The 25,484-nt window shown below is 67.2% G+C and carries 24 protein-coding genes and 3 pseudogenes; 14 read left to right on the forward strand and 13 right to left on the reverse strand.

All coding sequences use genetic code 11. The features are described from left to right. Nucleotides 1-99: 99 nt before the first annotated feature. The 3 genes and pseudogenes from ACQ86A_RS15880 to ACQ86A_RS15890 all read right to left on the reverse strand — a co-directional run bounded on the left by ACQ86A_RS15880 (nucleotide 100) and on the right by ACQ86A_RS15890 (nucleotide 3,369). Nucleotides 100-1,449, reverse strand: a pseudogene (locus tag ACQ86A_RS15880) (ABC transporter substrate-binding protein). 61 nt (nucleotides 1,450-1,510) lie between these two features. Then, on the reverse strand, nucleotides 1,511-2,443 hold the full coding sequence (locus ACQ86A_RS15885; protein ID WP_431277930.1) for a carbohydrate ABC transporter permease: 933 nt from the start codon (nucleotides 2,441-2,443) through the stop codon (nucleotides 1,511-1,513). Beyond that, on the reverse strand, nucleotides 2,443-3,369 hold the full coding sequence (locus ACQ86A_RS15890) for a carbohydrate ABC transporter permease (protein ID WP_431277931.1): 927 nt from the start codon (nucleotides 3,367-3,369) through the stop codon (nucleotides 2,443-2,445). The genes ACQ86A_RS15885 and ACQ86A_RS15890 overlap by 1 nt, the downstream gene beginning before the upstream one ends. 185 nt (nucleotides 3,370-3,554) lie before the next feature. Between ACQ86A_RS15890 and ACQ86A_RS15895 the strand changes: the two genes are divergently transcribed. Beyond that, on the forward strand, nucleotides 3,555-4,601 hold the full coding sequence (locus ACQ86A_RS15895; RefSeq protein ID WP_431277932.1) for a LacI family DNA-binding transcriptional regulator: 1,047 nt from the start codon (nucleotides 3,555-3,557) through the stop codon (nucleotides 4,599-4,601). A 93-nt stretch (nucleotides 4,602-4,694) separates the two neighbouring features. After that, nucleotides 4,695-5,666, forward strand: coding sequence for a phosphodiesterase (locus tag ACQ86A_RS15900; RefSeq protein WP_431277933.1), 972 nt, complete (start codon nucleotides 4,695-4,697; stop codon nucleotides 5,664-5,666). A gap of 30 nt (nucleotides 5,667-5,696) precedes the next feature. Here ACQ86A_RS15900 and ACQ86A_RS15905 read toward each other — a convergent pair. After that, nucleotides 5,697-7,315, reverse strand: a pseudogene (locus ACQ86A_RS15905) (stealth family protein). Between the two features lie 146 nt (nucleotides 7,316-7,461). Between ACQ86A_RS15905 and ACQ86A_RS15910 the strand changes: the two are divergent. Both ACQ86A_RS15910 and ACQ86A_RS15915 read left to right on the forward strand, forming a co-directional pair. Continuing rightward, nucleotides 7,462-8,055: pseudogene (locus ACQ86A_RS15910) on the forward strand (Na+/H+ antiporter NhaA); the annotation flags it as partial. Between the two features lie 53 nt (nucleotides 8,056-8,108). After that, nucleotides 8,109-9,365, forward strand: a complete 1,257-nt coding sequence (locus ACQ86A_RS15915; RefSeq protein ID WP_431277934.1) for a Na+/H+ antiporter NhaA — start codon at nucleotides 8,109-8,111, stop codon at nucleotides 9,363-9,365. Between the two features lie 57 nt (nucleotides 9,366-9,422). Here the strand turns inward: ACQ86A_RS15915 and ykgO are convergent, their stop codons facing one another. Then, a complete protein-coding gene (gene ykgO, locus ACQ86A_RS15920) occupies nucleotides 9,423-9,545 on the reverse strand; it encodes a type B 50S ribosomal protein L36 (protein ID WP_431277935.1) in 123 nt (40 codons plus the stop codon). A 107-nt stretch (nucleotides 9,546-9,652) separates the two neighbouring features. Between ykgO and ACQ86A_RS15925 the strand changes: the two genes are divergently transcribed. Genes ACQ86A_RS15925 through ACQ86A_RS15935 form a run of 3 tightly spaced genes read left to right on the forward strand, consistent with a single transcriptional unit; the run spans nucleotide 9,653 to nucleotide 11,239 of the window. Next, complete coding sequence (locus ACQ86A_RS15925; protein ID WP_431277936.1) at nucleotides 9,653-9,961, forward strand: hypothetical protein; 309 nt, start codon at nucleotides 9,653-9,655, stop codon at nucleotides 9,959-9,961. After that, nucleotides 9,958-10,329 carry a hypothetical protein gene (locus tag ACQ86A_RS15930; protein WP_431277937.1) on the forward strand — a complete coding sequence of 124 codons (372 nt, stop codon included), beginning with the start codon at nucleotides 9,958-9,960 and terminating at the stop codon, nucleotides 10,327-10,329. The genes ACQ86A_RS15925 and ACQ86A_RS15930 overlap by 4 nt, the downstream gene beginning before the upstream one ends. A 28-nt stretch (nucleotides 10,330-10,357) precedes the next feature. After that, on the forward strand, nucleotides 10,358-11,239 hold the full coding sequence (locus tag ACQ86A_RS15935) for a helix-turn-helix domain-containing protein (RefSeq protein ID WP_431277938.1): 882 nt from the start codon (nucleotides 10,358-10,360) through the stop codon (nucleotides 11,237-11,239). 24 nt (nucleotides 11,240-11,263) lie between these two features. Here ACQ86A_RS15935 and ACQ86A_RS15940 read toward each other — a convergent pair whose 3' ends face one another. The 3 genes from ACQ86A_RS15940 to ACQ86A_RS15950 form a co-directional block, all read right to left on the reverse strand. After that, nucleotides 11,264-12,466 (reverse strand): MFS transporter, encoded by a 1,203-nt coding sequence (locus ACQ86A_RS15940; RefSeq protein WP_431277939.1) that lies wholly within the window; start codon nucleotides 12,464-12,466, stop codon nucleotides 11,264-11,266. A 281-nt stretch (nucleotides 12,467-12,747) separates the two neighbouring features. Beyond that, nucleotides 12,748-13,068 carry a TetR family transcriptional regulator gene (locus ACQ86A_RS15945; RefSeq protein WP_431277940.1) on the reverse strand — a complete coding sequence of 107 codons (321 nt, stop codon included), beginning with the start codon at nucleotides 13,066-13,068 and terminating at the stop codon, nucleotides 12,748-12,750. Nucleotides 13,069-13,157: 89 nt separating this feature from the next. Then, nucleotides 13,158-13,685, reverse strand: a complete 528-nt coding sequence (locus ACQ86A_RS15950; protein WP_431277941.1) for a DUF6328 family protein — start codon at nucleotides 13,683-13,685, stop codon at nucleotides 13,158-13,160. A gap of 117 nt (nucleotides 13,686-13,802) precedes the next feature. On the opposite strand from ACQ86A_RS15950, the gene ACQ86A_RS15955 reads away from it, so the two are divergent. The 4 genes from ACQ86A_RS15955 (at nucleotide 13,803) to ACQ86A_RS15970 (ending at nucleotide 16,733) form a co-directional block, all read left to right on the forward strand. Continuing rightward, nucleotides 13,803-13,976 carry a hypothetical protein gene (locus tag ACQ86A_RS15955; RefSeq protein WP_431277942.1) on the forward strand — a complete coding sequence of 58 codons (174 nt, stop codon included), beginning with the start codon at nucleotides 13,803-13,805 and terminating at the stop codon, nucleotides 13,974-13,976. A gap of 18 nt (nucleotides 13,977-13,994) precedes the next feature. After that, the gene (locus ACQ86A_RS15960; RefSeq protein WP_431277943.1) at nucleotides 13,995-14,960 is read left to right on the forward strand and encodes a PrsW family intramembrane metalloprotease; all 966 of its coding nucleotides are present in this window, start codon (nucleotides 13,995-13,997) and stop codon (nucleotides 14,958-14,960) included. Further along, complete coding sequence (locus ACQ86A_RS15965; RefSeq protein ID WP_431277944.1) at nucleotides 14,957-15,469, forward strand: hypothetical protein; 513 nt, start codon at nucleotides 14,957-14,959, stop codon at nucleotides 15,467-15,469. Before ACQ86A_RS15960 ends, ACQ86A_RS15965 begins: the two co-directional genes overlap by 4 nt. A gap of 61 nt (nucleotides 15,470-15,530) precedes the next feature. Continuing rightward, nucleotides 15,531-16,733, forward strand: a complete 1,203-nt coding sequence (locus tag ACQ86A_RS15970; protein ID WP_431277945.1) for a MalY/PatB family protein — start codon at nucleotides 15,531-15,533, stop codon at nucleotides 16,731-16,733. A gap of 12 nt (nucleotides 16,734-16,745) precedes the next feature. Here the strand turns inward: ACQ86A_RS15970 and ACQ86A_RS15975 are convergent, their stop codons facing one another. Further along, the gene (locus ACQ86A_RS15975) at nucleotides 16,746-18,044 is read right to left on the reverse strand and encodes an O-acetylhomoserine aminocarboxypropyltransferase/cysteine synthase family protein (RefSeq protein ID WP_431277946.1); all 1,299 of its coding nucleotides are present in this window, start codon (nucleotides 18,042-18,044) and stop codon (nucleotides 16,746-16,748) included. An 84-nt stretch (nucleotides 18,045-18,128) separates the two neighbouring features. Between ACQ86A_RS15975 and ACQ86A_RS15980 the strand changes: the two genes are divergently transcribed. Continuing rightward, nucleotides 18,129-18,869: an SDR family NAD(P)-dependent oxidoreductase gene (locus ACQ86A_RS15980; RefSeq protein WP_431277947.1), complete on the forward strand. Its 741-nt coding sequence runs from the start codon at nucleotides 18,129-18,131 to the stop codon at nucleotides 18,867-18,869. A gap of 31 nt (nucleotides 18,870-18,900) precedes the next feature. Here the strand turns inward: ACQ86A_RS15980 and ACQ86A_RS15985 are convergent, their stop codons facing one another. After that, nucleotides 18,901-19,392 (reverse strand): SRPBCC family protein, encoded by a 492-nt coding sequence (locus tag ACQ86A_RS15985; RefSeq protein ID WP_431277948.1) that lies wholly within the window; start codon nucleotides 19,390-19,392, stop codon nucleotides 18,901-18,903. Continuing rightward, nucleotides 19,389-19,724, reverse strand: coding sequence for an ArsR/SmtB family transcription factor (locus tag ACQ86A_RS15990; protein ID WP_431277949.1), 336 nt, complete (start codon nucleotides 19,722-19,724; stop codon nucleotides 19,389-19,391). Before ACQ86A_RS15990 ends, ACQ86A_RS15985 begins: the two co-directional genes overlap by 4 nt. Nucleotides 19,725-19,859: 135 nt before the next feature. Here ACQ86A_RS15990 and ACQ86A_RS15995 point away from each other — a divergent pair, with 135 nt between their 5' ends. Together ACQ86A_RS15995 and ACQ86A_RS16000 are read left to right on the forward strand one after the other, a co-directional pair. Continuing rightward, complete coding sequence (locus tag ACQ86A_RS15995) at nucleotides 19,860-22,835, forward strand: glycosyl hydrolase (RefSeq protein ID WP_431277950.1); 2,976 nt, start codon at nucleotides 19,860-19,862, stop codon at nucleotides 22,833-22,835. Nucleotides 22,836-22,900: 65 nt separating this feature from the next. Next, entirely contained in the window at nucleotides 22,901-23,395 is a 495-nt protein-coding gene (locus tag ACQ86A_RS16000; protein ID WP_431277951.1) for a MarR family winged helix-turn-helix transcriptional regulator, read from the forward strand. 39 nt (nucleotides 23,396-23,434) lie between these two features. Here ACQ86A_RS16000 and ACQ86A_RS16005 read toward each other — a convergent pair whose 3' ends face one another. Both ACQ86A_RS16005 and ACQ86A_RS16010 read right to left on the reverse strand, forming a co-directional pair. Continuing rightward, the gene (locus ACQ86A_RS16005) at nucleotides 23,435-24,694 is read right to left on the reverse strand and encodes an alpha-hydroxy acid oxidase (protein ID WP_431277952.1); all 1,260 of its coding nucleotides are present in this window, start codon (nucleotides 24,692-24,694) and stop codon (nucleotides 23,435-23,437) included. Nucleotides 24,695-24,704: 10 nt separating this feature from the next. After that, the gene (locus ACQ86A_RS16010; protein ID WP_431277953.1) at nucleotides 24,705-25,442 is read right to left on the reverse strand and encodes a FadR/GntR family transcriptional regulator; all 738 of its coding nucleotides are present in this window, start codon (nucleotides 25,440-25,442) and stop codon (nucleotides 24,705-24,707) included. Nucleotides 25,443-25,484 lie beyond the last annotated feature (42 nt).

A 25,484-nucleotide genomic window follows, 5' to 3' on the forward strand; every position in this document is an offset into this window, starting at 1 on the left:
CGCTTGGCGCCGCTTCGGACGCTGGGCAGGTCGTGGCCGACCGGATGCGCTCCGGCCGGCCACGATCGTGCTTGGTTCTGCTTACTGTTTGCGGTTCCGCTACTTGCTGGTGACGGTGAAGCCCTGCTGGTTGCCGTAGTCGACGAGCGACTTCTGCCACGCCTGCAGACCGGTGTTCAGGTCGCTGTTCGAGGCATACGACTGGCCGACGGTGTCACCGAAGATGCTGTTGGCGTAGACCTGGTACGGCAGATACTGCCATCCGGTCGACACCTCCTTGGCACCGGCGACGAGCACCTCGTTGATCTTCTGACCGCCGAAGTAGTCGGGAGCGGTGGCGAGGAAGTCGGTCGAGTTCAGGTCGGCCGTCGTGGCGGGGAAGCCGCCCGATGCGAGGAAGACCTTCGTGCTCGCCTGGCTGTTGTTGAGCCACTTCAGGAAAGCCTGCGGCGAGCGCGGGGTTCTTGCTCTGCTTGAGCACGACCTGTCCGCCGCCGCCGTTCTCGGCGTTGGCAGGCTTGCCGTCGTAGGTGGGCATCGGGGCTACGCGCCACTGCCCGGAACCGTCCTTCACCGACGACTCGAGCACGCCCGGCATCCAGGCACCGGTCACCAGAGTGGCGATCGTGCCGTTTCCGAGAGCCTTGAACCAGTCGTCGCTCCAGCCGGGGATGGTGGAGAGCAGTTTGCCCTCGACCAGCTTGTTCCAGGTGGAGGTCCACTTCTTGGTGCCCTCGTCCTGCAGGTTGATCGACACCTTGGTGCCCTCAGCCGTGAAGGGACGGCCGCCGGCCTGCCACATCATGCTGGTCGCGAATCCGGAATCACCCGAGTCGCTCGTGATGTACTTCGACGGATCGGCGGCGTGCAGCTTCTGCGCGTCGGCGACGTACTCGTCCCAGGTGGTCGGAACGCTCAGGCCGTACTGGTCGAACACCGTCTTGTTGTAGAACAGGGCCATGGGGCCCGAGTCCTGCGGCAGGCCGTAGAGGCCGCCGTCGATGTTGACCGAGTTCCAGGGGCCGGGGCTGTAGTCCGACTTGAGGGAGTCGAAACCGTACGACTTGAGGTCGACGAGCGACTTGCCGAGCGCGAACTGCGGGATGGCGTAGTACTCGACCTGCGCGACGTCGGGAGCGCCCGAGCCCGCCTTGATCGCGTTCTGCAGCTTGGTGTACTCGGTCGTGTTGGTGCCGGCGTTGACCAGCTTGACGTTGACCTTCGGGTACTCCTTCTCGAACGCGGCCACCTGCGCCTCGGCGGACGGCGTCCACGACCAGTAGGTGATGGTCCCGCCCTTTTGAGGGCGGCGTCGATGTCCGACGAGCTTCCTGCTGCGGAGCCGCCGCCGCTCGAGCACGCGACGAGCGTTGCTCCGAGCATCGCGCTGGCGGCGATCGCGGTCGCGACCCTCCGCAGCACGCCCCTCGAGCGTGATGTGCTGTTCATGGTGTTCCTTTCACTTCTTCGGGATGAGGATGGGCAGGACGCCCGGTGGGGAAATCTGGTGTTACTGCTTGACGCTTCCTGCCGCCAACCCCGACTGCCAGTACCGCTGCAGGAAGAGGAAGGCGATGACGATCGGCACGATCGTCAGGAGCGACCCGGTGATGACGAGGTTGTAGATCGGCTGCGCCGACACCCCGGTCGCCTGAGCGCTCCACTGGCTGAGCCCGACCGTGAGCGGGTACCACTGCGGGTCGCTCAGCATGATCAACGGCAGGAAGTAGTTGTTCCAGGTCGCGACGATCGCGAACAGGAGCACGGTCACGATCCCGGGGGTGAGGAGCCGCAGCGAGATGGTGAAGAAGGTGCGGAACTCGCTTGCCCCGTCCATCCGGGCCGCCTCGAGCAGTTCCGTGGGCACCGCGTCGACCGCGTACGTCCAGATCAGGTAAAGACCGAACGGGCTGATGAGCGACGGCAGGATGACCGCCCAGGGCGTGTTGGTGAGCCCCACCTGGCTGAACAGCAGGAACGTCGGCACCGCGAGCGCCGTACCCGGCACGGCAACCGCGCCCAGGATGACCGCGAAGACCGCGCGCTTGCCCGGGAAGTTGTACTTCGCGAGTCCGTAGCCCGCGACCGTCGCGAGCAGCGTGGCTCCGCCAGCGCCGACGACCACGTAGAGGAGCGTGTTGCCGAACCACTGGACGAAGATCCCGTCGCGGTAGGTGAGCGTGTCGCCGATGTTCTTGAAGAGCGAGAACCCGTCGCCGAACCACAGACCGAACGACGAGTACAGGCTCGGCTGATCCTTGGTCGCGTTGATGAGCAGCCACGCCAGCGGGATGAGCGAGTACACGACGAAGATCGCCATCACGATCGTGAGAACGATCGACTTGCGCTTGCGGGGGTCGCGGCGGGTGTTGCGGATTCCGGATGCGCGCCTCACGGAGCGCGCCTTGCCCGGCTTGTCGAGTACGGGGGCGACGGTCGCCATCAGCGGTTCTCCTGTCTCGTTCCGCGGAGCTGGACGATGTAGGCGATGACCGCGGTGATCACACCCATCACGATCGCCACGGTGGCCGCGTAGTTGAACTGCTGGCCGGCGAACGACAGGTTGTATGCGTACATGTTGGGTGTGAAGAAGCTCGTGATCACGTTCGGTGCGAGCGTCTTCAGCAGGTTGGGCTCGTTGAAGAGCTGGAAGCTGCCGATGATCGAGAAGATCGTCGCGATCACGATCGCGCCGCGGAGGGCGGGGATCTTGATACTGAACACGGTGCGGAAGGCGCCGGCTCCGTCGATCTCGGCGGCCTCGTAGAGCTCGCCGGGAATCGTGCGGAGGGCCGCGTAGAAGATGAGCATGTTGTAGCCCATGAACTCCCAGGTCACGATGTTGCCGATCGAGCCGAGGATCCAGTTGGGGCTGAAGGGCGCGAGGTGCGTGCCGAGCAGGCTGTTCACACTGGCGGTCAGGCCGAACTGGTCGCCGTAGATGAAGCCCCAGATCAGGGCGGCGACGACACCCGGAACCGCGTACGGCAGGAAGATCGCGATGCGGAAGAAGCCCGAGCCGTGGAGCCGCGCGCTGTCGATGGCGAGTGCGGCGATGAGCGAGAGGGCGAGCATGACCGGTACCTGCACGACGAGGAAGACCGTCACCCGCAGGAAGCCGTCCCAGAACTTCTGGTCGGTCAACACCTGCGCGTAGTTCTGGAGCCCGGCGAACATGTTGCCGCCGATGAGCTGCTCGCGGAAGAAGCTGAGGTAGAGCGCGTAGCCGACCGGAACGATGATCATCGCGATGAACACGATCATGAACGGTGCTACGAAGGCCCAGCCACGCCAGTCGCGCCGGGCGGGACGCGCGGGCCGGCGCTTGACGTTCAGCGGCGATGCGCTGCGAACGGACGTCGTTGTCATGGATTTCCTTGTCGAACTCGTGGAGCCTGTCGATCGTCGATGCCGATCATGGATGTTTACGTGAACATCGTGTGGGTACCATAGCATGTTGACGTCAACATGACGCAAGTCCGATCCTGGATCTGACACAGTGGCAGCACAGTGGCAGCAGAGTGGCAGCACGAGAAGTCCGAAAGCAGAACGAGATGACAGAGTCGACGATCGACGCGGAAGCGCCGCGCAACTCACGAGCCCGACGAGGCCCGTCACTGGGCGACGTTGCCAGCCACGCGGGCGTCTCCACACAGACCGTCTCGCGTGTCGCCAACGGCCTGTCCAACGTGGAGGCGGCCACCCGTGATCGCGTGCTCGCCTCCATGCAGGTGCTCGGCTACCGGCCCAACAAGGCGGCCCGGGCGCTCCGACTCGGCAGCTTCCGCAGCATCGGGGTGATGATGTTCACCCTGTCGTCGTACGGCAACATGCGCACCCTCGACGCCATCGCTGCCGCGGCTGCGACCGCCGGATACTCGATCACCCTCGTCCCCGTCGAGAACAAGACCCAGCGGGATGTGAGCGACGCGTTCACCCGGCTGCTCGACCAGGCGGTGGACGGCATCGTCATCCTTCTCGAGGCGCACATCGTCGAGGAGTCGGATGTGGAGCTCCCGCCGGGACTGCCCGTGGTCGTCATCGACTCCACACCCCGCACCGACTATCCCCTCTTCGACACCGACCAGAACCAGGGCGCGAGACTCGCGACGCAGCACCTGCTCGACCTCGGACACGAGACGGTCTGGCACATCGCCGGCCCGGCCGCGTCGTACTCGGCCACCCGGCGTGAGGAGTCCTGGCGGCGCACACTCGAAGAGGCGGGCCGCGAGGTGCCGCCGGTGCTGCGCGGCGACTGGTCGACAGCATCCGGATACCGCTTCGGCCGCGAGATCGCAGCACGCGACGACATCACGGCCGTCTTCGCCAGCAACGATCAGATGGCGCTCGGCGTGATCCGCGCGCTGCACGAGGCGGGCCGCGACATCCCGGGCGACGTCAGCGTGGTCGGCTTCGACGACATGGCGGAGTCCGACTCGTTCTGGCCGCCGCTCACCACCGTGCACCAGGACTTCGACGTGGTCGGCCGGCTGAGCCTCGAGACCCTGATCCGGGAGATCGAGTCCGGGCAGGGCGAGCCGACGACGACCGTCGTGCCGACGCGCCTCGTGACCCGTAGCAGCACCGCACGCGCTCGCTGACGCGCCGAGTCGCGTCGCGCGCTCGCTCGACGTGTTCCAACTCGCCGCCGCATGTCCACCCCGCGTTCAGATTCGCCTGCTGGTATGTGCTGTATGAGCACGCAGGCGCAGGCCACGCGAATCGCGGAGTACCCCCGGCCGAGCCATTTCCTGGTCCATCTGAGCGACACCCACCTCATCACCGGAGACGGACTGCTCTACGACGCGGTCGATGCGGATGCCCATCTGCGGCAGATCTTCGACGAGTTCGAGGCGGCGGGCGCGCATCCCGAGGCCATCGTGCTGACCGGCGATCTGGCCGACAAGGGCGACCCGGCGGCGTACGCGAAACTGCGGCAGATCGTGGAGCCCGCGGCGGCACGGATGGGCGCCCAGATCATCTGGGTCATGGGCAACCACGACAACAGGGCCGCGTTCCGCTCCGAACTGCTCGATCTTCCGCCGTCGATGCAGACCATCGACCGCGTGTACGACGTGAACGGTCTGCGCGTCATCGCGCTCGACTCGACCGTGCCGGGCGCGCATCACGGCGAGGTGACTGGCGCACAGCTGGACTGGCTCGCCGCCGAGCTGGCCACGCCTGCCCCGCACGGAACCATCCTCGCCATGCACCACCCGCCCGTCCCGAGCGTGCTCGATCTGGCCGTAGCGGTCGAACTGCGCGACCAGTGGGCTTTGAGCGAGGTGCTGGAGGGGTCGGATGTGCGCAGCATCATCGCGGGCCACCTCCACTACTCGACGAACGCGACCTTCGCGGGCATCCCCGTCTCCGTCGCCTCGGCCACCTGCTACACGCAGGACCTCAACGTCGCCGTCGGCGGCACGCGTGGACGCGACGGCGCCCAGGCGTTCAACCTCGTTCACGTGTACGGGTCGACGGTTCTGCACTCCGTCGTCCCGATCGGCACCTACCCGACAGTCGGCAAGCAGGTGACCGCGAGCGAGTCGGCGGCGCTGCTGCGCGAGTCGAACATCCTGGTGCCACCGGCCGATTTCGGCAGACGCCCAGCCGTGACCGGCATTCACCCGCCCACCGAGCCGCTCGACATCCTCGCCGGCGTCTGACGCCCCGTCTGACGCTGTGGATTCGCCCGGTCAGTCCGACTCGGGAAGCCGCTCCCACGGCGCACGGATGGGGTAATACCGCTCCAAGAAGTCGACGACGATCGACGCTCGTTCCTCGGCCGAGACCTCCGGAAAGCTGCCGTCGTTCAGGCAGAACAGGTCGTACTCGCGGTCTTTGAGCATCCCGGGCAACGAGTTGAGCGCCGTTCGCGCCGTGGTGTCGACGTAGCGCACCTTGGCGTTGTCCTGCTGCACCGCCCGCCCCGTCAGGAGCGCGTAGTAGTGATACAGCGAGTTGGTCACGGAGATGTCGGTCGCCGATCGGAACTGACTGCGCTGCGTCCGCGCGAAGTCCTCGGGGAACTCCTTCTCCAATTCGAGCAGCACGCTCTTTCGCAGGGCGCCGCCGCGTGCTCGAGGTGGCGGGTGATGAGCCGGTCGAACCGTTCCATCAGCAGGCTGCGGTTCACGCGCGCGGCGTTCTCGAACCCGCTGCGACCCGGGTCGCTCTCACCGAGTCCGATGCGCGTCTGCGCCTCGATGAACTTCGTGACGCCTCCGGGAGAGAAGAACATGTTCGGCTGAGCCGGTCGGCCGAAGAACATGTCGTCGTTCGAGTAGAGGAAGTGCTCGCTGAGCCCCTCGATGTGCTGCAGCTGGCTCTCGACCGCCTGCGAGTTGTGGGTCGGCAGGGCCTCAGGATCGGTGAAGAACTCCTCGCTCCGCACGACCTGCACCGACGGATGCTCGTCGAGCCAAGCCGGACGCGGCGAGTCGGTCACGATGAAGATCTTTCGCACCCACGGCGCGAACAGGTACACCGAGCGCAGCGCGTACTTCAACTCGTCGATCTGGCGGTAGCGGGCCTCGGAGTCGTCGCCTTCGCCGACGACGTAGCTGCGCATCCGTTTCGCCCGCGCGCGCTGGAACTCGATGTCGGCTCCGTCGACCCAGGAGAAGACGATGTCGATGTCGAAGCGCACGTCGGACGCGTGCGGGTCGAACATGCCACGCAACGTGTTCCAGGTGCGGCCGTAGAGCTCGACGGTCGTCCGCACATCCTCGGAGCGCGGGAGCAGGCGCCGGGTCAGCGAGTTCTCGACCGGACAGTCGATGAACTCGTCGCCGAACCTCCACAGCTGCAGCTCGACGCCGGTGGATGCGCCGTAGCTGAGGCCACCGATCGGCTCGATCCGCGGACGGTAGAGGCGGAAGATCCTCGCCTTGCGTTTCGGGGACAGTTCCCCCGAGTTCACCAGCATCGGACGAGCCTTGCTGTCGATGGTCTTCGAGTACATCGGCTCGTCCTCGCAGGCGCGAGCCAGCACATCCGTCAGCTTCGCCTTGAGGCTCTGGTCGACGGCGACCACTGGACGCTCGTCGTTGCCGCGCACGAGCAGGAACTCGATGCCTGCGTCGTTCAGCACATCGCCGATGAAGAGCAGGTCGGCCACGAGCGCCTGGTGCGGGGTGAGGGTCTCGTTGACGAGCCGCGCGACACCCTTGCGAACCACCACATCGGGGCGCTTGTGCGTATTGGGCCAAGACCTCGGAACGGAACCGAATCCTTCTGCCGGTCCGAACTCGCCTTCCGGTTCGGAGGCAGGCTCGAGCGAGAGGTTGTGGGTTGCGGCGCTCCCAGTTGTCATGGTCCCCCATCGAAGTCTGTGCGGCCCGGGCAGCCACTCAAGAAGAGTACGTCACGGGCCTGCGAATCCATGCAATACCGACGGCCCCTAGCGGCTAGTGTTCCAACGAGGTATTGACTCGCACGGAGGAACGAGGTGCACCCGCGATGACCGATACGACCGACACGAGCACGCACACCGGCGGCACCGCCTGGGCGGGCAGCTTCGCCGGACAGGTCACGAGCTTCCTCCGCACGGAATCCGGCAGCTCCGGTGTACTGGTCGCCGCCATCGTCGCGGCGCTGATCTGGGCGAACGTTCCCGGCGGAACCTACGAAGCGTTCTGGGAAGCCCCGATCTCCTTCGACTTCAACGGGCTGCACCTCTCGATGAACCTGCGCGAGTGGGTCAGCAGCGGTCTGATGACGTTCTTCTTCCTCGTCGTCGGGCTCGAGGCCCGCCGCGAACTCGACCTCGGCAGCCTGCGCGACCGCAAGCAGTTCCTCATCCCCTTCACCGCCGGCCTGACCGGGATGGCCATCCCGGTGCTGATCTTCCTGCTGGTCAACCTCGGCGGCCCGGGCGCGAAAGGCTGGGGAGTCGCGATGTCGACGGATACGGCCCTCGCCCTCGGTCTGCTCACGCTCGTCGGCCGCCACCTTCCCGAACGCGTGCGCGGCTTTCTGCTCACCGTGTTCATCGTCGACGACCTCGTCGCGCTGCTGGTGATCGCCGTCGTGTACAGCACGAACATCCAGCTCTGGCCGCTCCTCATCGCCGTGCTCGCCTTCGCGACCATCCCGATCATGCACCGGTGGGGCTCCTTCCCGGCTTCGCCTACGTCGTCGCCGGAGTCATCTGCTGGGGCGCGCTCCTGTTCAGCGGGGTCGATCCCGTGGTCGCCGGTCTCGCCATCGGCCTGTCGGCACCGGCATTCTCGCCCAAGCGCGAACGGCTCCAGGAGACGAGCGTCCGCTTCCGCCAGTTCCGCGAGCAGCCGACCGCCCGAACGGCGAAGTCCGTCGTCACCACCATCGTCAGCACGACGTCGCCGAACGAGCGCCTGCAGGAACTGTTTCACCCGTGGACGAGCTTCGCCATCGTTCCGCTGTTCGCGTTGGCCAACGCGGGCATCCACATCGACGGCGCCTTCCTGGCGACCGCTTTCACATCGGCGATCACCCTCGGCATCCTGTTCGGCTACGTGATCGGCAAGCCGATCGCCGTTCTGGGCGCATCCTGGCTGATCACCAAGTTCACGCGTGGGGCCGTGCGGCCGCCGGTCGGCTGGGCCGCCGTCGCCGGCAGCGGCACCATCGCGGGCGTCGGATTCACGGTAGCCGTGCTCATCGCGGGCTTGGCCTTCGAAGGCGAGCAGCTCGATCAGGCCAAGATCGGCATCCTCGCCGCGGCCCTGATCGCCTCGATCCTCACGTGGGTGGTGTTCCAGATCACGGCGCTGCTCCCACCTGCGATGCGCGCCCGCGCCATCCTGGGCGAGCCCGACGAGCTGCTCGATCTCGCGCGGCCCGTCGACATGCGCCGCGACCACATCCGCGGCCCTCGCAACGCATCCGTCACCGTCGTCGAATATGGCGACTTCCAGTGCCCGTACTGCGGCCGGGCCGAACCGGCCGTGCGCGAGCTGATGGAGGACGTCGACATCCGTTTCGTCTGGCGCCACCTGCCGATCTCGGAGGTGCACCCGCACGCTCAGCAGGCGGCCGAAGCGTCAGAAGCGGCCGCAGCCCAGAGCTCGTTCTGGGAGATGCACGACCTCATGCTCATGCGCCAGCACAACCTGACGGTGAACGAGCTGACCGACTACGCGGACGAGCTCGGCCTCGACTCCCGCCGCTTCCGCATGGAGCTCAACACCTCGGTGTACACCCAGCGGGTCACCGACGACCTCGAGTCGGCCGACCTGAGCGGAGCATCCGGAACCCCCACGTTCTTCATCAACGGCCGTCGGCACTACGGCGCATACGACATCGCGACGCTGCAGGCGGCTGTGGCGGAGGCTCGGGATGTGGCACGCGGGCGCACTCGCCCGTCGAGCGCTCAGAAGTAGCAGAGCCACGCAGACAGAGAGGGCGCGAAGCCTGACAGCTTCGCGCCCTCGTCCCGCTCAGCCCTGGCGGGCCTTCATACGCGGGTTCTTCTTGTTGATGACGAATGTACGACCCCGACGGCGCACGATCTGCGCTCCGGGCATCTGCTTGAGCGAGCTCAAAGAGTTGCGGACCTTCATGACGACCTCCCGTATTGATACCTGTTCTCAATAACAACGAAGGCCTCGAATTTATTCACTCGCTGCAGCACGTGACACGCGGGCCACCGCCGGTGTAGGAATCAGTCATGAAGGTGGCCCGCAGACTCGGAATCTGGGCGCTCGACTACCTGTATGCCGTCCGCTACCAAGTGCGTGCCGTCTTCAGCCGCGAGCGTCCGGATGCATTCATCACGGGCTCGGGCCCGCTTGCGCCGGTCGTGTTGATCCCGGGAATCTTCGAGCCCTGGCGTTTTCTGCTGCCGCTCGCCCGCCACGTGCACGCCGCCGGCCGTCCCGTGCACGTCATCGCCGCCCTCGGCCACAACGACAGATCCTCGCCGAGGGAGCCGACGCCGTCTCTTCCTACCTGGTCGAGCATGATCTGCACGACGTGACGATCATCGCCCACAGCAAGGGTGGCCTGATCGCCAAGCTCGTCATGGCGACGCCGCAGGGCGCGCGCCGAATCCGGCTCACGGTGGCGGTGAGCACACCGTTCGGTGGCTCTGCGTACGCCCGATACTTCCCCGTGCCCAGCGTGCGCGCACTCTCGCCCACTGATGCAGCGCTGCTCCGACTCGACGCCGAGCGAGACGCCAACGCGCGGATCGTGTCGGTGTATGGGTGGTTCGACCCGCACATCCCGGGCGGCAGTGAGCTCGTCGGAGCGCGCAACGTGCGCCTGCCTGTGGGAGGCCATTTTCGTATCCTGGCAAAGCGGCCCCTGCTCGATGTCGTCGACGAGTGCCTCGCTCGGGAATGAGCGCTGCGATCGGATGGTTCGGTCTTCCATGAGCACGGTCGAGATGGTCCCGGGAGCGCGAGCCGCCGATGTGGACGAACTCGAACGCGCGCTCGCTCAGCTCGAATGGACGCTGCTCGACTTCACCCGCACCGGCCTTGCCTCCGGGCACCGGATGCCCGTGGCGGCCGGGAGGGTGCGCTTCCACTTCGTGGTGTCAGGATCCGTCGAGGTGACAGGAACGGCGACGCCGGTTCTGCTCGCTGCCGGGGACTTCCTGCTGCTCTCGCGGGTCGGCGGTCACCACCTCCGCGCCTCCGAAGACAGCGTGGTCGCCTCGGGCGAGCTCGAGCTGACGAACACGGCGGGGCATCCGCTCGTCCATGCGCTTCCGGATGTGCTGGTCGCCTGCGGTTTCGTCGTGCGCGAGCCGTACCTCGCCTCCCTCATCGAAGGTCTCTCGCAGGAGTTCGGTGGATCGCGCTCCGGGGCCACCGTGATGGCAAGCCGGATCGCCACGGTCATCGCATCGGCGGCCGTGCGCTCCTGGGTGGAGAACGGATGCGCGCCCGACCAGTGGCTCGTCAGCGTGAGCGACCCGCACATCGCTCGGGCCATCGCGGCGATGACCGACGACCCGGGCAACCCCTGGACGGTCGAGAGCCTTGCTCGCGTGGCCCGCGCATCCCGATCGGTGTTCGCGGAACGTTTCCGCGCGCTCGTCGGTGACTCCCCGACGCGCTTCCTGACCACGCTGCGGATGGAGCAGGCGAAGCAGTTGCTGCGCGTCGAGCAGGTGAGCGTCGCGGAGGCGGCGCAGCGGTTGGGCTACGGATCCGACGCGGCCTTCAGCCGTGCGTTCCGGCGGTACGCGGGTACGAGTCCCGCGACCTGGCGACGGGCCGACGCCGTCGCGGTCGCGAACGACTAGCGACTGCCGGCTGGCGACTGCCGACTAGAGCTCGGTTGCGGTGCCCCGTCGCCGCGCCGACCCCAGCAGCACGCCGCCGAGGATCGCGGCGATCCCGCCCGCGACCAGCGCATCCTTGACCCCGGCACCGTCGACGAGGGCGCCGCCGGCCGCCGCCCCAAGCGCGATCGCGATCTGGAAAGCGGCGACGACGAGCCCGCCGGCGGCCTCCATCCTGTCCGGCTCAACGCGCGCCGCCCAGGTCTGAACCAGCGTCGGCACTCCACCGAACGCGAAGCCCCAGAGCACCACCGACGCGAAGGCGAGCGGTACGACGTTCGGCAGCAACGCGAACAGGGTCACCGCGACCCCGAGGATGGCCGGCATCACCACGAGCGCCAGCCGCAGCCGCCGATCGGCCACGATGCCCGCGACGATGTTCCCGACGAACCCGCCGATCCCGTATGCCGCGAGCAGCACGGCGAGACCGCCCGCCGAGAGGCCCGGGATGTCAGCCGAGCCGAGCCGGATGTATGTGAATCCGGCGAAGTGCCCACCGGCGAGCAGGGCGATACCGACCAGACCCACGATCATCACGGGCGACCGGAGCGCCGCGAGCAGGGTCCGCACGCCGGATCCCGTCGCCGCCGCGACCGACGGGAGCAGTATCAGCTGCACGCCCGCCGCCAACACCGAGACGACCGCCACGAGCACGAACACGGCCCGCCAGTCCCACAGCGCGCCGAGGAACGCGCCGAGCGGCACGGCGACGATCGTCGCCAGAGAGACGCCGGTGTTCACGATCATCATCGCCCGACCGAGGTGCTCCGGCGCCACCAGCTGCGCTGCGACGGCGACCGCCATCGACCAGAAGCCGGCGATGGCGACTCCCAGCAGCATCCGTGCGATGAGCAGCAGCCAGAACTCCGGCGCGACCGCCACCAGCAGGTTCGACACAGCAGCGAGCAGAGCGAGTCCGACGAGCAGCGTGCGACGATCCAGGTGCGGGAACAGGAGCCCAACAGTGGGACCGGCGATCGTTCCGATGAGCGCGGTCGCCGTCACAGCCTGACCGGCGACTCCCTCGCTGACACCGAGCCCCGACGCGATCGGCGACAGGAGACTCGCCGGAAGGAACTCGCTCGTGACGAGCGCGAAGACGCCGATCATCAGGGCGACGACGCCGCCCCACGAGGAGCGGCGAACGGGTGCGCTCACGGCCGCGAGCGAAGCAGTGTCCGAAGTCATGCTTCCAGACTGCCGAACCGCGGGCTTCGCCACCCGACCGATCCGCTGGCAAGCATGATCAGGCGTCCGGAACTAGGGCTTCGACTTCGCGTCCGGCTGCGCTTCTGGGCGCGGCGGCCGGACGGGGGAATCCGGCCGCCGCTTTCACCGGGCCTGCAGTTTGCGCCGACCGACTTTCGCGGTTCGAGTCCAAACTCTCGGTACGACCTGCCATCCGGTTATGCCACAAAGCTATCGAACGAGCCGGGCTTGTCAATCCCTCCGCTGCCTCAGCGGATGCTCTACGCGCGACGAACGCCGGCCGGGACCTGGCGGATCGAGAAGGAGTTGTCGTCGGTCACCAGCAATAGCTCCAAGCCCTGGTCGTGACGGAGGATCACGAGCGAGGATTCGTCGGCGCCGAGGACTCGCTCCACCTGGCGGAGGAAGATCTGAGCCATCTCGTCTGAGACGAGGAACTCACGACCCAGCGCGTGCACGATGTAGCACGGCGGCATCGAATTGTGGGTGCCGATGTGGGTCTGCCGACGGAACGCCGCCACCCTGTTCTCATCGACCTGATGCGACGTGCGGCGCGCTCGCGCGGGTATCTGCAGTGTCATGGGAACCTCCATCGGGCTGTTCTTCGACACTACGTATCGAGACAGGGCCCGACCAGGGCTTGACTTCCCAGGTTCGCCTGTCTGGCTCCCTACTCTCGCGCGGTACGAGAGCTCCGAGCGACTGGCGGCCTCCGGCGACGCATCGTGATCGGAACCACGATCCACAGCACCATGACGAACACGAACACGATCGCGCCGGCGACCACACCGGCCGGCGGGCCGATCAGGAAGTCGAAGATGAAAAGCACGATCCCGGTGAAAAGGAGCGAACTCGCTCCCAGGCAGGACATCAGGATTCTGTTCCCGAATCGGACCAGCTGTTCTTTCGCGCCGCGACGAAACAACAGCCGGTGCAGAGCGACAGGCGACAAAGCGAGAAGGGTCACGACCACGGCGATGACGACGAGAGTCAGATAGACGGCGACATCGAACGCCGAGAGCTCCTTGAACCGCTGCTGAAACGGGAGCGTGAGAAGAAACGCGGCCAGAATCTGGGTGCCGGTCTGCAGCACGCGGAACTCCTGCAGCAGCTCGCTCCAGTTGCGGTCGTACCGCTCGTTGGCCGTCTCCTGGCGGCCGTCGCCCGGGAACGCATCCGTCGTATCGAAGGTGGACACGCACTCTCCTCTCACACCATTGTGGGCCCAAGTCTCGCAGGTCGGGCCGCTTGCTCGGGCCCGAACTCTTGCCGCCGCCGCGAACCGGGGAGTAACTTCGGGACCCAGGAGGCAAGTATGAAAACCGGCATCGCTCTGATCATCTCGTTCGTGCTCTTCCTCGGTGGCCTCCTCTTGATGGGGATAGCCGTCGAACTGCCTGCGTGGCAGGCGCTGGTCTTCTTCTCGGGCATCGTCGCGGTCGCGTTGTCGTTCGCGATACCGATTCACGTGCTGCCGCTCTTCGACTGACGGCGATCGGTCGACGCCATGACAGCCTTCGACTCACCGGCCGACCCGGCGCCGCCGATCAGGGGGCACCTGAGCACGCGGCACCACCATCACGGCTGGTGGTGGAAGTCGCTTCTCGTGGGGCTGGCGTTGTGGGTCGTCACCATCTTCGTCACGGGGCTGACGCTCAACTCGAATCTCATCCCGACGCTGATCCTGCTGGGCAGCTTCCTCGTGCCGTTCTGCGTCGTCCTCTTCGTCGTGGAGCGCGTGACGGGCAACATCAGCATGCTCCAGCTCGTCCTGGCTTTCTTCGTCGGTGGGATCTTCGGTGTGCTCGGAGCGTCCCTGCTCGAGGCGAATCTGGGAGCGACACCCGTGCTCTATGTCGCTGTCGGACTGATCGAGGAGTTCGTCAAAGGAGTCGTGCTCGTCGTCATCGGCTGGCGGGTCGTGCCCAAGACCGCCGCACAGGGCGCTCTCCTCGGCGCCACGGTCGGCGCCGGGTTCGCAGCGTTCGAGTCGGCGGGGTACGCGTTCAACGCCGCGCTCTCCTCGCAGGGCATCGACCTCGTCTCCCTTTTGCAGACCGAGGTGATCCGCTCGCTCACCGCTCCGGTCGCGCACGTGCTCTGGACGGCCATCCTCGGCGCTGTGATCTTCGGCGCAGCCCGTGGCGGGTCACGGTACCGCTGGTCATGGTGGATCCCGGTCGCCTACATCGGCGGCTCGCTCCTGCACGCCCTCTGGGATTCGATGAGCGGCATCGCGTCTGTGCTCGCTGTACTGCTCACCGGCGGAGCGCTCGACGAACTGAGGAGCGGTTTTCTCACCACGCAGACACAACGCACACTCGAGGCGCTGACGACCACGTTCTATGTCGTCGGGCTGGCGCTCGTCGCCATCGTGGGTGTGACGTTCCTCGTGCTGGTGCTCCGCCACTTCCGGCGCCGGGAACAACCCGACGTCACCGAGATCGAAACCGAAACGAGGGCCGCCTCATGAAACGCCGAACACTCGCATCCCTCGGCTCCCTGCTCCTGGGCGCCGCCGTTCTGACCGGGCTCACGGGATGCGATCTCTTCGCACCCCAGGAGACCGAGAACATCAAAGACGTCGCCGACGGCGCCAACGGAGCAGTCGGGGATGTCACCGTCGGGAATGCCGTGCTCGTCACCTCGAACGGCAAGACGGGCAACCTGGTCGTGACGTTCGTCAACTCGGGGAACGACACGCGCACCATCGAGGTCTCGAAGGGGGACGGAGCGACGCAGCACCACAGCGTCTCCGTGCCGCCGGGCGACCCCGTCGTCGTGGGAGTGCCGGAGAATCAGGTCATCATCTTCACCGGCCTCGACTCCCAGCCGGGGAGCCTCTTCCCTGTCTACTTCACGGCCGACGGTGAGACGGGCGATCTGCTGGACGTACCCGTGCTCGATGGAGCCCTCCCGCAGTACGCGGACCTCACGCCGGCCAAGGTCGCGCGAGCCAAGGTGGACTCGGTTCTGCCCTGACCGCGTTTCATACTTCGACACATGAGTGGCGGTGACGGCCTTCCGGAGAGAGGGTTGTCGCATGACCGGCATCCAAGCACGCCCCCTCGCAGATTTGCGGGCGCGCAGAACCAGCATCAAGTGGCACCGCTTCCCCGCGGATGTGCTGCCGATGTCGGTCGCCGAGATGGATTTCGAGATCGCGCCCCCGATAGCTCAGACGGCCATCGATCACCTGCTGCGATCTGACACGGGTTACCTCGACTCGCCCGGCCCGCTCGCCGCCGCGTTCGCGGAATTCGCGCTCACCGCCTGGGCATGGCAGGTCGATGAGTCGCGCGTGCACCTCGCAACCGACGTCACTGTCGGCGTGCTCGAGACGCTCCGTTTGGCCCTGCCGAACCAGGGCGGCAGGGTCGTGCTGACCCCGCCCGTCTACGCCCCGTTCTACGAGATGGTCGGGGAGGCGCACGCCGAGGCGATCGATGTCCCGCTTCGCGCCGAGGTCGACTGGTCGCTCGACCTGCCCGCGATCGAGGCGGCGTTCGCATCCGGGGTCGACGCGATCCTGCTCTGCAACCCGCACAATCCCACGGGGCGCTCGCACCGTCGCGAGAGCCTGGAGGGTCTCGCACGGCTGGCAGCGCGCTACGACGTGCTCGTGGTGAGCGATGAGGTTCACGCACCGCTCGCGCATCCCGGGTCCCCGTTCGTGCCCTTCGGTGTCATCGCTCACGAGACCGGCGCCCGCTCGGTGACCGTGACCTCGGCCAGCAAGGGCTGGAATCTCGCCGCCCTGAAGTGCGCCGTCGCGGTCGCGAACGACGAGGCCACGGCCGAGCTCCTGGCCCGGTTCCCCGAAGAGCTCGCCGCGCGCACCAGCATCATCGGGCTGCACGCGAACATCGCCGCCTTTTCCTGTCAGGCGTGGCTGAACGACACGATCGACCACATCACCGACAACTACCGCCTGCTCGTGCACGAGCTGAGCATCCATCTCCCCGAGGTCCGTGTCGTGCAACCGGATGCGGGCTACCTGGTCTGGCTCGACCTGCGGGCCCTGGGGCTGGGCGACGATCCCGCCGCCGAACTCCTGACCCGAGCGCGGGTCGCTCTGAACTCCGGGCCGTCGTTCGGCACCGGCGGTCGAGGATTCGCCCGGATGAACATCGCCTGCGACCCGGCGACGATCGGCGAAGCGGTCCGCCGGATCGCGGCGGTCGCGCATCCCGAGGCGTCAGAGCAGCGGGTGCCTGCCGAACTCGAGCCGGCCCCTGCGCTATAACGTGACTCCGCGCTAGCCTGCCGCCGCGCGGAGCCCTCGCGCCAGGTCGACGACGATATCCCGCGCGCTCTCGAGACCGATGGAGAGCCGGATGAGCCCGGGTGTGATCCCCGCCTCGAGCCGTTCCTCCTCGCTGAGCTTCGCATGGATCGTGCTGCCGAGGTGGATCGCGAGGGTGCGCACATCCCCGATGTGCGTCATGGGGCTGATGAGTTCGAGGGCGTCGATGAAGCGGCGCGCGGCTGCCCGTCCGCCGGCCAGGTCGATCGTGACGACGGCGCCCGCGCCGCGCGGGAGATAGCGCTGCGCGCGCGTGTGGAACGGGTCGGATGGCAGGCCCGGGTACGACACGGCGGTCACCTCGGGCTGCTCCGCCAGCCATTCCGCGACCTCGAGCGCGTTCGCGACGTGCTTGTCCATCCGCAGCGACAGGGTCTCGATCCCGTGCAGCAGCAGAAAAGTGCTGGTCGGCGGCACCGTCGGCCCGTACTCCAGCACGGTCACCGTGCGCAGATAGCCGAGATAGGCCGACACGCCGAACCTGTCCACGAACGACGGGACGCCTGGACGCGGCGATTCGACCAGGTGCGGAAACCTGTCGCCGTTCGCGGCCCAGTCGAAGCCGCCGCCGTCGATGATCGCCCCGCCGATGACGGAGCCGTGGCCGGCCAGCCACTTCGACGTCGAATGGATGACGATGTCGGCGCCCCACTCGATCGGCCGGCACAGGTAGGGGGTCGCGACCGTGCTGTCGACCACGAGCGGAACACCGGCGGCATGCGCGATACCGGCCAGCCGCTCGAGGTCGACGACCTGGTTGAGCGGATTGGGGATCGTCTCCGTGTAGATCGCCCGTGTGCGCTCGGTGACGCGCGACGCCCACTCGGACTCGTCCGCGTCATCCGGAACGTACTCGACCTGCAGTCCCTGACGCCGCAGAGCCCCGCGGAACATCTCGCGAGTGCCCTCGTACAGCGATCGCGTGGCCAGGATGTGGTCCCCCGCTTGGGCGAGCGTGAACAGCGCCGCCGCGATCGCCGCCTGCCCGCTGCTCACGACGATCCCGTCGACTCCGCCCTCCAGGTTCGCGAGCCGCTGCCCGGCGACGGCGTTCGTCGGGTTCTCGTTGCGCGAGTATGCGCGGAAGCCGCTGCGTCCGGCGAAGCGGTCCTCACCGTCGTCGAAGTCGGAGAAGACGTATCCGGCCGTCTGGTAGATCGGGGTCACGCGCGCCTTCGTCTGCGCGTCGATCACCGCACCGGCGTGGATCTGCCGGGTTTCGAAATCCTGGTCTCCCGCAACTTCAGACATGAAGAGACTGTAGAACCTGAGGCCGGTCGGCCGCTGCCCTGTCGGACACACGGCGTCGCACGCGCGCTCACTATGGTGGTGACCATGTCATCGAGAGTCGCACTCGTCACTGGAGCGGGCCGGGGCCTCGGCGCGACCATCGCCCAGCGCCTGGCGGCCGACGGGTGGTCGGTCGCCGTGAACGATCTGACGGAGTCGTCCGCCGCTCCCGTCGCCCGCCGGATCGCGGATGCGGGCGGCACGGCGCTGCCGTTCGGAGCCGACGTGACCGACGAGGATGCGGTCGCCGACCTGGTCGCCCGGGTCGCTGCATCCCTCGGCCCGGTCTCCACGGTCGTCGCCAACGCATCCGGACCGCAACCGGAGATCCCGGTCGAAGAGCTCGACTGGGCCGACATCCTGCACCATCTCGAATTCTTCGCCAAGAGTCCCCTGCTGTTGACGAAGGCGGTGCTCCCTGGGATGAAGGACCTCGGCGGTGGACGCATCATCCACATCGGCTCGGACCTTTTCGAGCGCGGTGATCCCGGATGGTCGGCGTACATGGCGGCGAAGGGGGCCATGCTCGGTCTCACCCGCGGTTGGGCGCAGGAGCTCGGCAAGTACGGGATCACGGTCAACCTCGTGGCACCCGGGTGGATCCCGGTGGAGCGTCACGGCGTGCTGGAGCCCGAGGTCGAGGCGGCCTGGCAGCTCCGCCAGCCGGTTCAACGGATGGGTGTGCCCGACGATGTCGCCGCGATCGTCGCGTTTCTCGCATCCGACGACGCGGCGTTCATCACCGGAGAGCGGATCGCCGTGAACGGCGGCCAGTACTTCGCCTGACCGCCGCTCGGAACCGTTCCTGCCCCGACCCTCAGACTGCTGCGCCCTCGTGCTGCCCCTTGAGGAAGGCTTCGATGCGGTCGAACGCCCCGACCCATACGACGCCCTCGAAGAAGTCCCGTACCTCGGGAACGGGGAAGCCGGATTGGACGACCGTCACGAGTGTCCCATCCCCCTGCGCCTCGAACGTCATCTCGACGCGAGTCGCCATCGTCATGCCGTCGGGGCCGGAGCCGGTGGACTCGGTGACGAGCCGGTTGGGTCGGTCGATCTCGATGAAGGTCTGCGTCTCGCGGAACAGCGAGTTCTCATCGGGACCCCAGACGGCCGTCTGCTGGCCGCCGACCCTCAGGTCTGTGGTGATCTCGACGATGCCGGGCTTCTCGTCGAGGATGCTGAACCAGATCTTCTGTTTCTCAGCATCGGTGTACGCGTCGAACACGTCATCGGGCGTGGCAGGGATGAGCCTGCTCATCCTCATCTCGATGGTGGGCGCATCCTGGCTCGTGGTGTCGTCGGTCATTCCGGGCTTCCTTTCTGGAGAGTGAAGTAGGCGTCGAGGCCGTCGAGGCGGCGCTCCCAGACCCGCTGATAGAAGCTGATCCATGCCATGGCGTCGTCCAATCGCTCGGTGCCGAGTCGGCACAGCCGCGAGCGTCCGACCTTCTCGGTCGTGACGAGCCCGGCGTCCTCCAGCACCTGCACGTGCTTCTTGAGGCCGGTCAGCGTCATGCCCGCGGGCTCGGCGAGCTCGCCGATGGTGGCGGGCCCCTCACCGAGTCGCGTGAGGATCTGGCGACGAGTGGAGTCCGAGAGGGCGGCGAACGCCCGGTCGAGAACCTCTTGGTGAACCATAAGGTTCACCTTACAACACTGAACCAGATAGTTCAATGAAATTCCGGCAGAAGGCTGGAAATAGTGTCCTGTGGACACTATTCTGTGTCCTGGAGACATGGTCACCGCTCACCGCGTTCAAAGGAGAACTCCCCCATGACGATGGACGACCTCATCGGCCCGATCAAGAACCCGCCCATCGAGTACCGCCCCGAACTGCGGTGGTGGCTGGCCGAGGGACTTCACACGGATGAGACCCTGCGCTTCGAGATCGATACCGCGGCACGTCTCGGATTCGGTGGCATGGAGTTCCTCGCCATGGATGAGGGCGACATCGATCACGCCCGCTACGGCTGGGGCGCGGAGGAGTGGGTGCACGACTCGCAGATCGTGGTCGACGAGACGACCAAGCGCGGGATGTCGGTGAGCTTCACCTCCGGAACGAACTGGTCGAACGCGAATCTTCCTACGATCGATCCGGACCATCCGGCGGCCTCCCAAGAGCTCGATGTGGTCAGCGAGGAGCTCACCGGCGGGTCCTCCCGCACCGGAGCGCTGCCGCGGATCGATTTCGGCGCACCGATCGCGGCCGCCATCCTCCCGGGTCACCGCGGCGAGATCCACGACCAGCACTTCGTCGCCGCCGTCGCGGTCCGCGTCGTCGAGCCGACCGCGACAGGCGCCATCCTCGACGTCGACTCCGTCATCGACCTCACCGACCGTGTGAGCGGCGAGAACCTCGACTGGACGGCCCCCGACGGCACCTGGCGACTCTTCAGCTACTGGATGCACGGCACCGGCCAGACCGCATCGCCCTCCGCCTCCGTGAACTACACGATCAACTACCTCGACCCCGACGGCACCGAGGCGCTGACGGCGTACTGGGACTCCGTCGTGCTCACCCCGGGCCTGCGCGAGCAGATCGCGAAGAACCCGCGAGCGCAGATGTACATGGACTCGCTCGAACTGTCGACGTTCGGCGCCGGCGGCCTGTTCTGGGGTCGCACGGTCGCCCGGGAGTTCCGCGAACGCCGCGGGTACGACATCACCCGCTGGCTGCCCTTCCTGACCCGCAAAGTGCTGATGATGGCCGTCGGCACGACCTACGACAACGAGCCGCTCGAAGCTCAGACGGTCACGGTCGAGAAGGTGCGCTTCGACTACGTGCGCACGCTCACCGATCTGTACATCGAGAACATGCTCCGACCGTTCGCGACGTTCCTGCACGAGAACGGTCTGACGCTGCGCTCCGAGATCAGCTACGGCCTGCCCTTCGAGCTCACCCGCCCCGGACCCGAGGTCGACGGCATCGAGACCGAGTCCCTCGAGTTCGCCTCCCAGATCGACGCATACCGGTTGCTGGCCGGCCCGGCGCACCTCTTCGGCAAGCAGTACTCCTCCGAGACCGGCGCGACGACGCGCAACCACATCCTGGACCACCGCTTCTACGACCAGATCATCGCGACACAACTCGCGGCAGGCATCACGAAGACGGTGCTGCACGGCTGGGCGAGCCCGGCCGGGGCCGAAGGCGTCACCGAATGGCCCGGTCACGAAGGCATGTGGCCCATGTTCTCCGAGCGGTTCGACACCCGCCAGCCCGCGGCCGAGTTCTATCCGCTCTGGAACGACGCCATCGGCCGCTACCAGTTCCTGCTGCGCCAGGGACGGCCGCGCATCGACGTCGGCATCCTGCGCACCGACCACTTCACCGACAACATGTCGGGGCTCGTGTTCACCGACGAGCAGGGCAACCGCATCCCCGACGAAGAGGCGTACGGACGACTCTGGATGCGCAACCGCGAGAACCACTGGTGGCAAGACCTGGGCATGCAGGACGCCGGCTGGACGTACGAGTTCTTCGACGGTTCGCTGCTGCTGCGAGACGAGGTGTCGTTCGCCGACGGGCTCGTGCAGCCCGATGGCCCCGGCTACCAGGCGCTCATCGTCTACCAGAGCACTCTGGATCCGGATGCCGCGGCCCAGGTATTGGCATGGGCCCGCAACGGCCTCAAGGTGCTGGTGGTGAACGGCGCCCGCGAGCTCAAGTTCCTGATGGCCGGCCAGTACACGACACACGATCGCGCGGCCACGAACACCCCCGGCCTCGACGGACGCGACGGGGAACTCGCGGAGATCATGGCCGAGTTGCTCACCCTGCCGACGGTCACCTCCGTCGACGATCCGGCGGACACCGTCGAGGCGCTTCGAGCCCTGGGGGTGGTCGGTCGCGCCGAGTTCGTCTCGGAGAACCGCACCGTGCTCACCCACCTGCGCGAGGACGGCGACCGGCTGCACCTGTACGTCTACAACTTTCTCTACGAGACGGGCGAGCCGACGGAAGTCGAGATCGCTCTGGCCGGTGCGGGCCAGGTACACAGCGTCGAGGCCTGGTCGGGCGCGATCAGGCCGCACGACGGTGGCGTACGTCAGGAGGGTGACAGAACACTCGTGACCGTCAGCCTCGCTCCCGGCGAGACCGCGGCGCTCACGTTCGATCGCGCGGCGACTCCGGAGCCCGACCCGCGGGCCACGCAAGCCGCACAGGCCCACCGTGAGACCGTCGCCGAGCTCCCGGAATGGACGATCGCCGTCGAGAGCTGGGATGCCGGCGAGCCCCGGCTCATCACCGAGGATCGCGGTCTCGGCTACGTGACGCGCGAGGTGCGCCCGACCACGGCGATCACCCGCCTCGAGGCGGGCACCGGCACGCTCCGACCGTGGAAAGACATCCCGGAGGTCGGTCCCGAGGTGTCGGGGGTCGGCGAGTACCGCGCATCCTTCACCATCGACGACGAGCTTCAGGATGGCGCGCGTTACGTTCTCGAGCTCGGCTCGACCTCCGGCGGCCTCGGCTCAGTGACGCTGAACGGCGGCGACGCTCGGGGCTTCGACACCTCCCACCCGCGCGTCGACATCACCGGGGACGTTCGCACTGGAGAGAATACGGTGACCGTTCGGGTGTCGAGCTCGCTCAACAACCGGCTTCTCGCCCGCGGCTACTACGACCGCATCCCCGACATCGCGATGACGATCTTCGACAGCGAGAGCGGGCGCACCCAGCAGACCGAGGTGCATGACTACGGACTGCTCGGACCGGTCAGGGTGATTCGGGAGGCCGCGTCGGAGTAGGCCGGATGCGTCGACGAGCAGAACTGAAAGGGCGGCCGACAGTGGCACAAGAGAGTCAGGACCGCTTGGACACGGGCCACGCACCGGACCTGTCACCCGTGATCGACGCCGACCCGCTCGATCTGCGCGTTTCGCTTTCGTCGATCGTGCACTGGGCCGACAGCTACGAGGTTCGTCGGCGCCTCATGGACGCGATCGACTTTCCGGTCGACGACATGGCGATGTTCCTCGTCGTGAACCAGCTGTCGTACCGGGGCGCGATGAGGCCGAGCGATCTGGCGCTGATGCTCGGCACCGGTCGGGCGAACCTCACCAAGATCGCCCACCGGCTGACCGACGAGGGCCTCGTCGTCCGCGTGCCGGCACCGGGCGACGACCGGGGCGTGCTCATCGCCCTCACCCCCGCGGGTCGTCAGCTCGGCGAACGCATCATGGCGACGAATCTGCGCACCTTCGCGTCGGCGTTTGCCGCCTGGAGCGAGGAAGACCTCGCCACGCTCAAGCGGATGCTCGCACGCGTCGCTCGCGATGCGGCGTGGGATCTCCGCGCGAACCGGTAGCGCTGGCGCCGCCTACCGCCGACGCGGCCCAGCACTCGCCTAGCTCTGCGCGGCGTGTACCAGCCCCGGCTGCACAGGGACCAGCCGTTGCAACTGCGTGACGTGCTTCGGGGTCAGCTCTTCGAGCGAGGAGACCTCGAGCAGCTTCATGGTGCGCACGAGCTGGTCGCTCAGGATCTCGATGGTGCGGTCGACGCCCGCCCGACCGCCGGCCATCAGTCCGTAGAGGTATGCGCGCCCGATGAGGGTGAACTTGGCGCCCAGGGCGTATGCGGCGACGATATCGGCGCCGTTCATGATGCCGGTGTCGATCGTGACCTCGGTGTCGGCGCCGACCTCCTTGACGACCTTCGGCAGCAGGTGGAACGGGATGGGCGCCCGGTCGAGCTGCCGACCGCCGTGGTTCGAGAGCACCATGCCGTCGACCCCGAGGTCGACGAGTCGTTTGGCGTCCTCGACGTTCTGCACGCCCTTGACCACGATCTTGCCCGGCCACATGCCGCGGATGATGTCGAGGTCGGCGAAGCTGATCGACGGGTCCATCGCCGCGTTGAGCAGGTCTCCGACGGTGCCGCCGGTGTCCGACAGCGACGCGAACTCGAGCTTGGGCGTCGTCAGGAAGTCGTACCACCACCACGGGCGGGGGATCGCGTTGATGATGGTGCCGAGGGTGAGCTGCGGCGGGATCGAGAACCCGTTGCGCTTGTCGCGCAGGCGCGCCCCGGCGATCGGGGTGTCCACGGTGAAGAAGAGCGTGTCGAAGTCGTTCGCGGCCGCGCGGCGCACCAGCTCGTAGGAGATCTCGCGGTCGCGCATCACGTAGAGCTGGAACCAGTTGCGACCGGTCGGGTTGGCCGCTTTGACGCCCTCGATCGAGGTGGTTCCGAGAGTCGAAAGGGTGAACGGGATGCCCGCGGCTGCGGCAGCGCCGGCGCCCGCGGTCTCCCCCTCGGTCTGCATCAGGCGGGTGAATCCGGTCGGCGCGATTCCGAACGGCAGAGCCGACCGCCCGCCGAAGATCTCGCAGCTCGTGTCGACGGTCGAGACGTCGCGCAGGATCGACGGGTGGAACTCGATGTCCTGGAAGGCCTGGCGCGCGCGGCTCAGCGAGATCTCGCCCTCGGCAGCGCCCTCGGTGTAGTCGAACGCCGCTTTCGGCGTGCGACGCTTCGCGATCGTGCGCAGGTCCTCGATCGTGAGCGCACCCTGGAGGCGACGCTTCTTGGCGTCGAGTTCCGGCTTCTTGAACTTCATGAGATCGAGGAGCTCGACCGGTTTCGGGATCTGACGAGTGACCATGCTGCGCTGCCTAACGGGTTTCGTGGTGGACGGTTCGTGTGGCCGATGAGGCCGGGGATGCATCGCGGTAGTACCCGCTGATGTGGTCGTGGATACGCGTGCGCGCGCCGTCGACGTCGCCGGCGACGATCGCCTCCAGCACGCCTCGGTGTTCGCTGCGGAGTCGTGCGACCATCGCCTCCCAGTCCCCGATGCGGTCGAGCCCGGAGAGCACGTATCCCTCGATCGAGCTCCGGAGCCCGGCCATCATGGCGGCGACGACGGTGTTTCCGGATGCGTCGGCGAGCGCCAGGTGGAACTGCGCGTCGAGCACTAGGAACTCCTCGGGTGTACGGGCAGGATCGTCCATCGCGTCGAGCAGCTGACTCGCGTCGGCCAGGTCGATCATGGACGGACGTTCGGCGAGGTCGGCCGCGACAGCGGTCTCGAGGAGGAGTCGGGTTCGCACGACATCGGCGACTGGAAACCCGCTGGCGGCGACCTGCAGCCGCATGAGCGCCTGCATCCCGCCAACGGGTCGAGCGACGATGATCGCACCGGAGCTGGGCCCGGAGCCGGTCTGGGTTCGCACGAGGCCCATCGCCTCGAGCACACGGATGGCCTCGCGCACACTGGAGCGGGCCACGCCGAGGTCGGCCGCGAGCGCGCGCTCGGCGGGCAGGTGGTCCCCCGGCCGGATGCGCCCGTCGACGAGGCGGGACTCGATGTGCGCGAGAACGCCCTCCCAAGCTTTAGGTTCGGTGCTCATCGTGCCTCCTCGATGCGCTCGGGATATGTGGTCAGACCATGT

This window comes from Leifsonia poae, from assembly GCF_050632195.1.
In the GTDB taxonomy this organism is placed as follows: domain Bacteria; phylum Actinomycetota; class Actinomycetes; order Actinomycetales; family Microbacteriaceae; genus Leifsonia; species Leifsonia poae_C.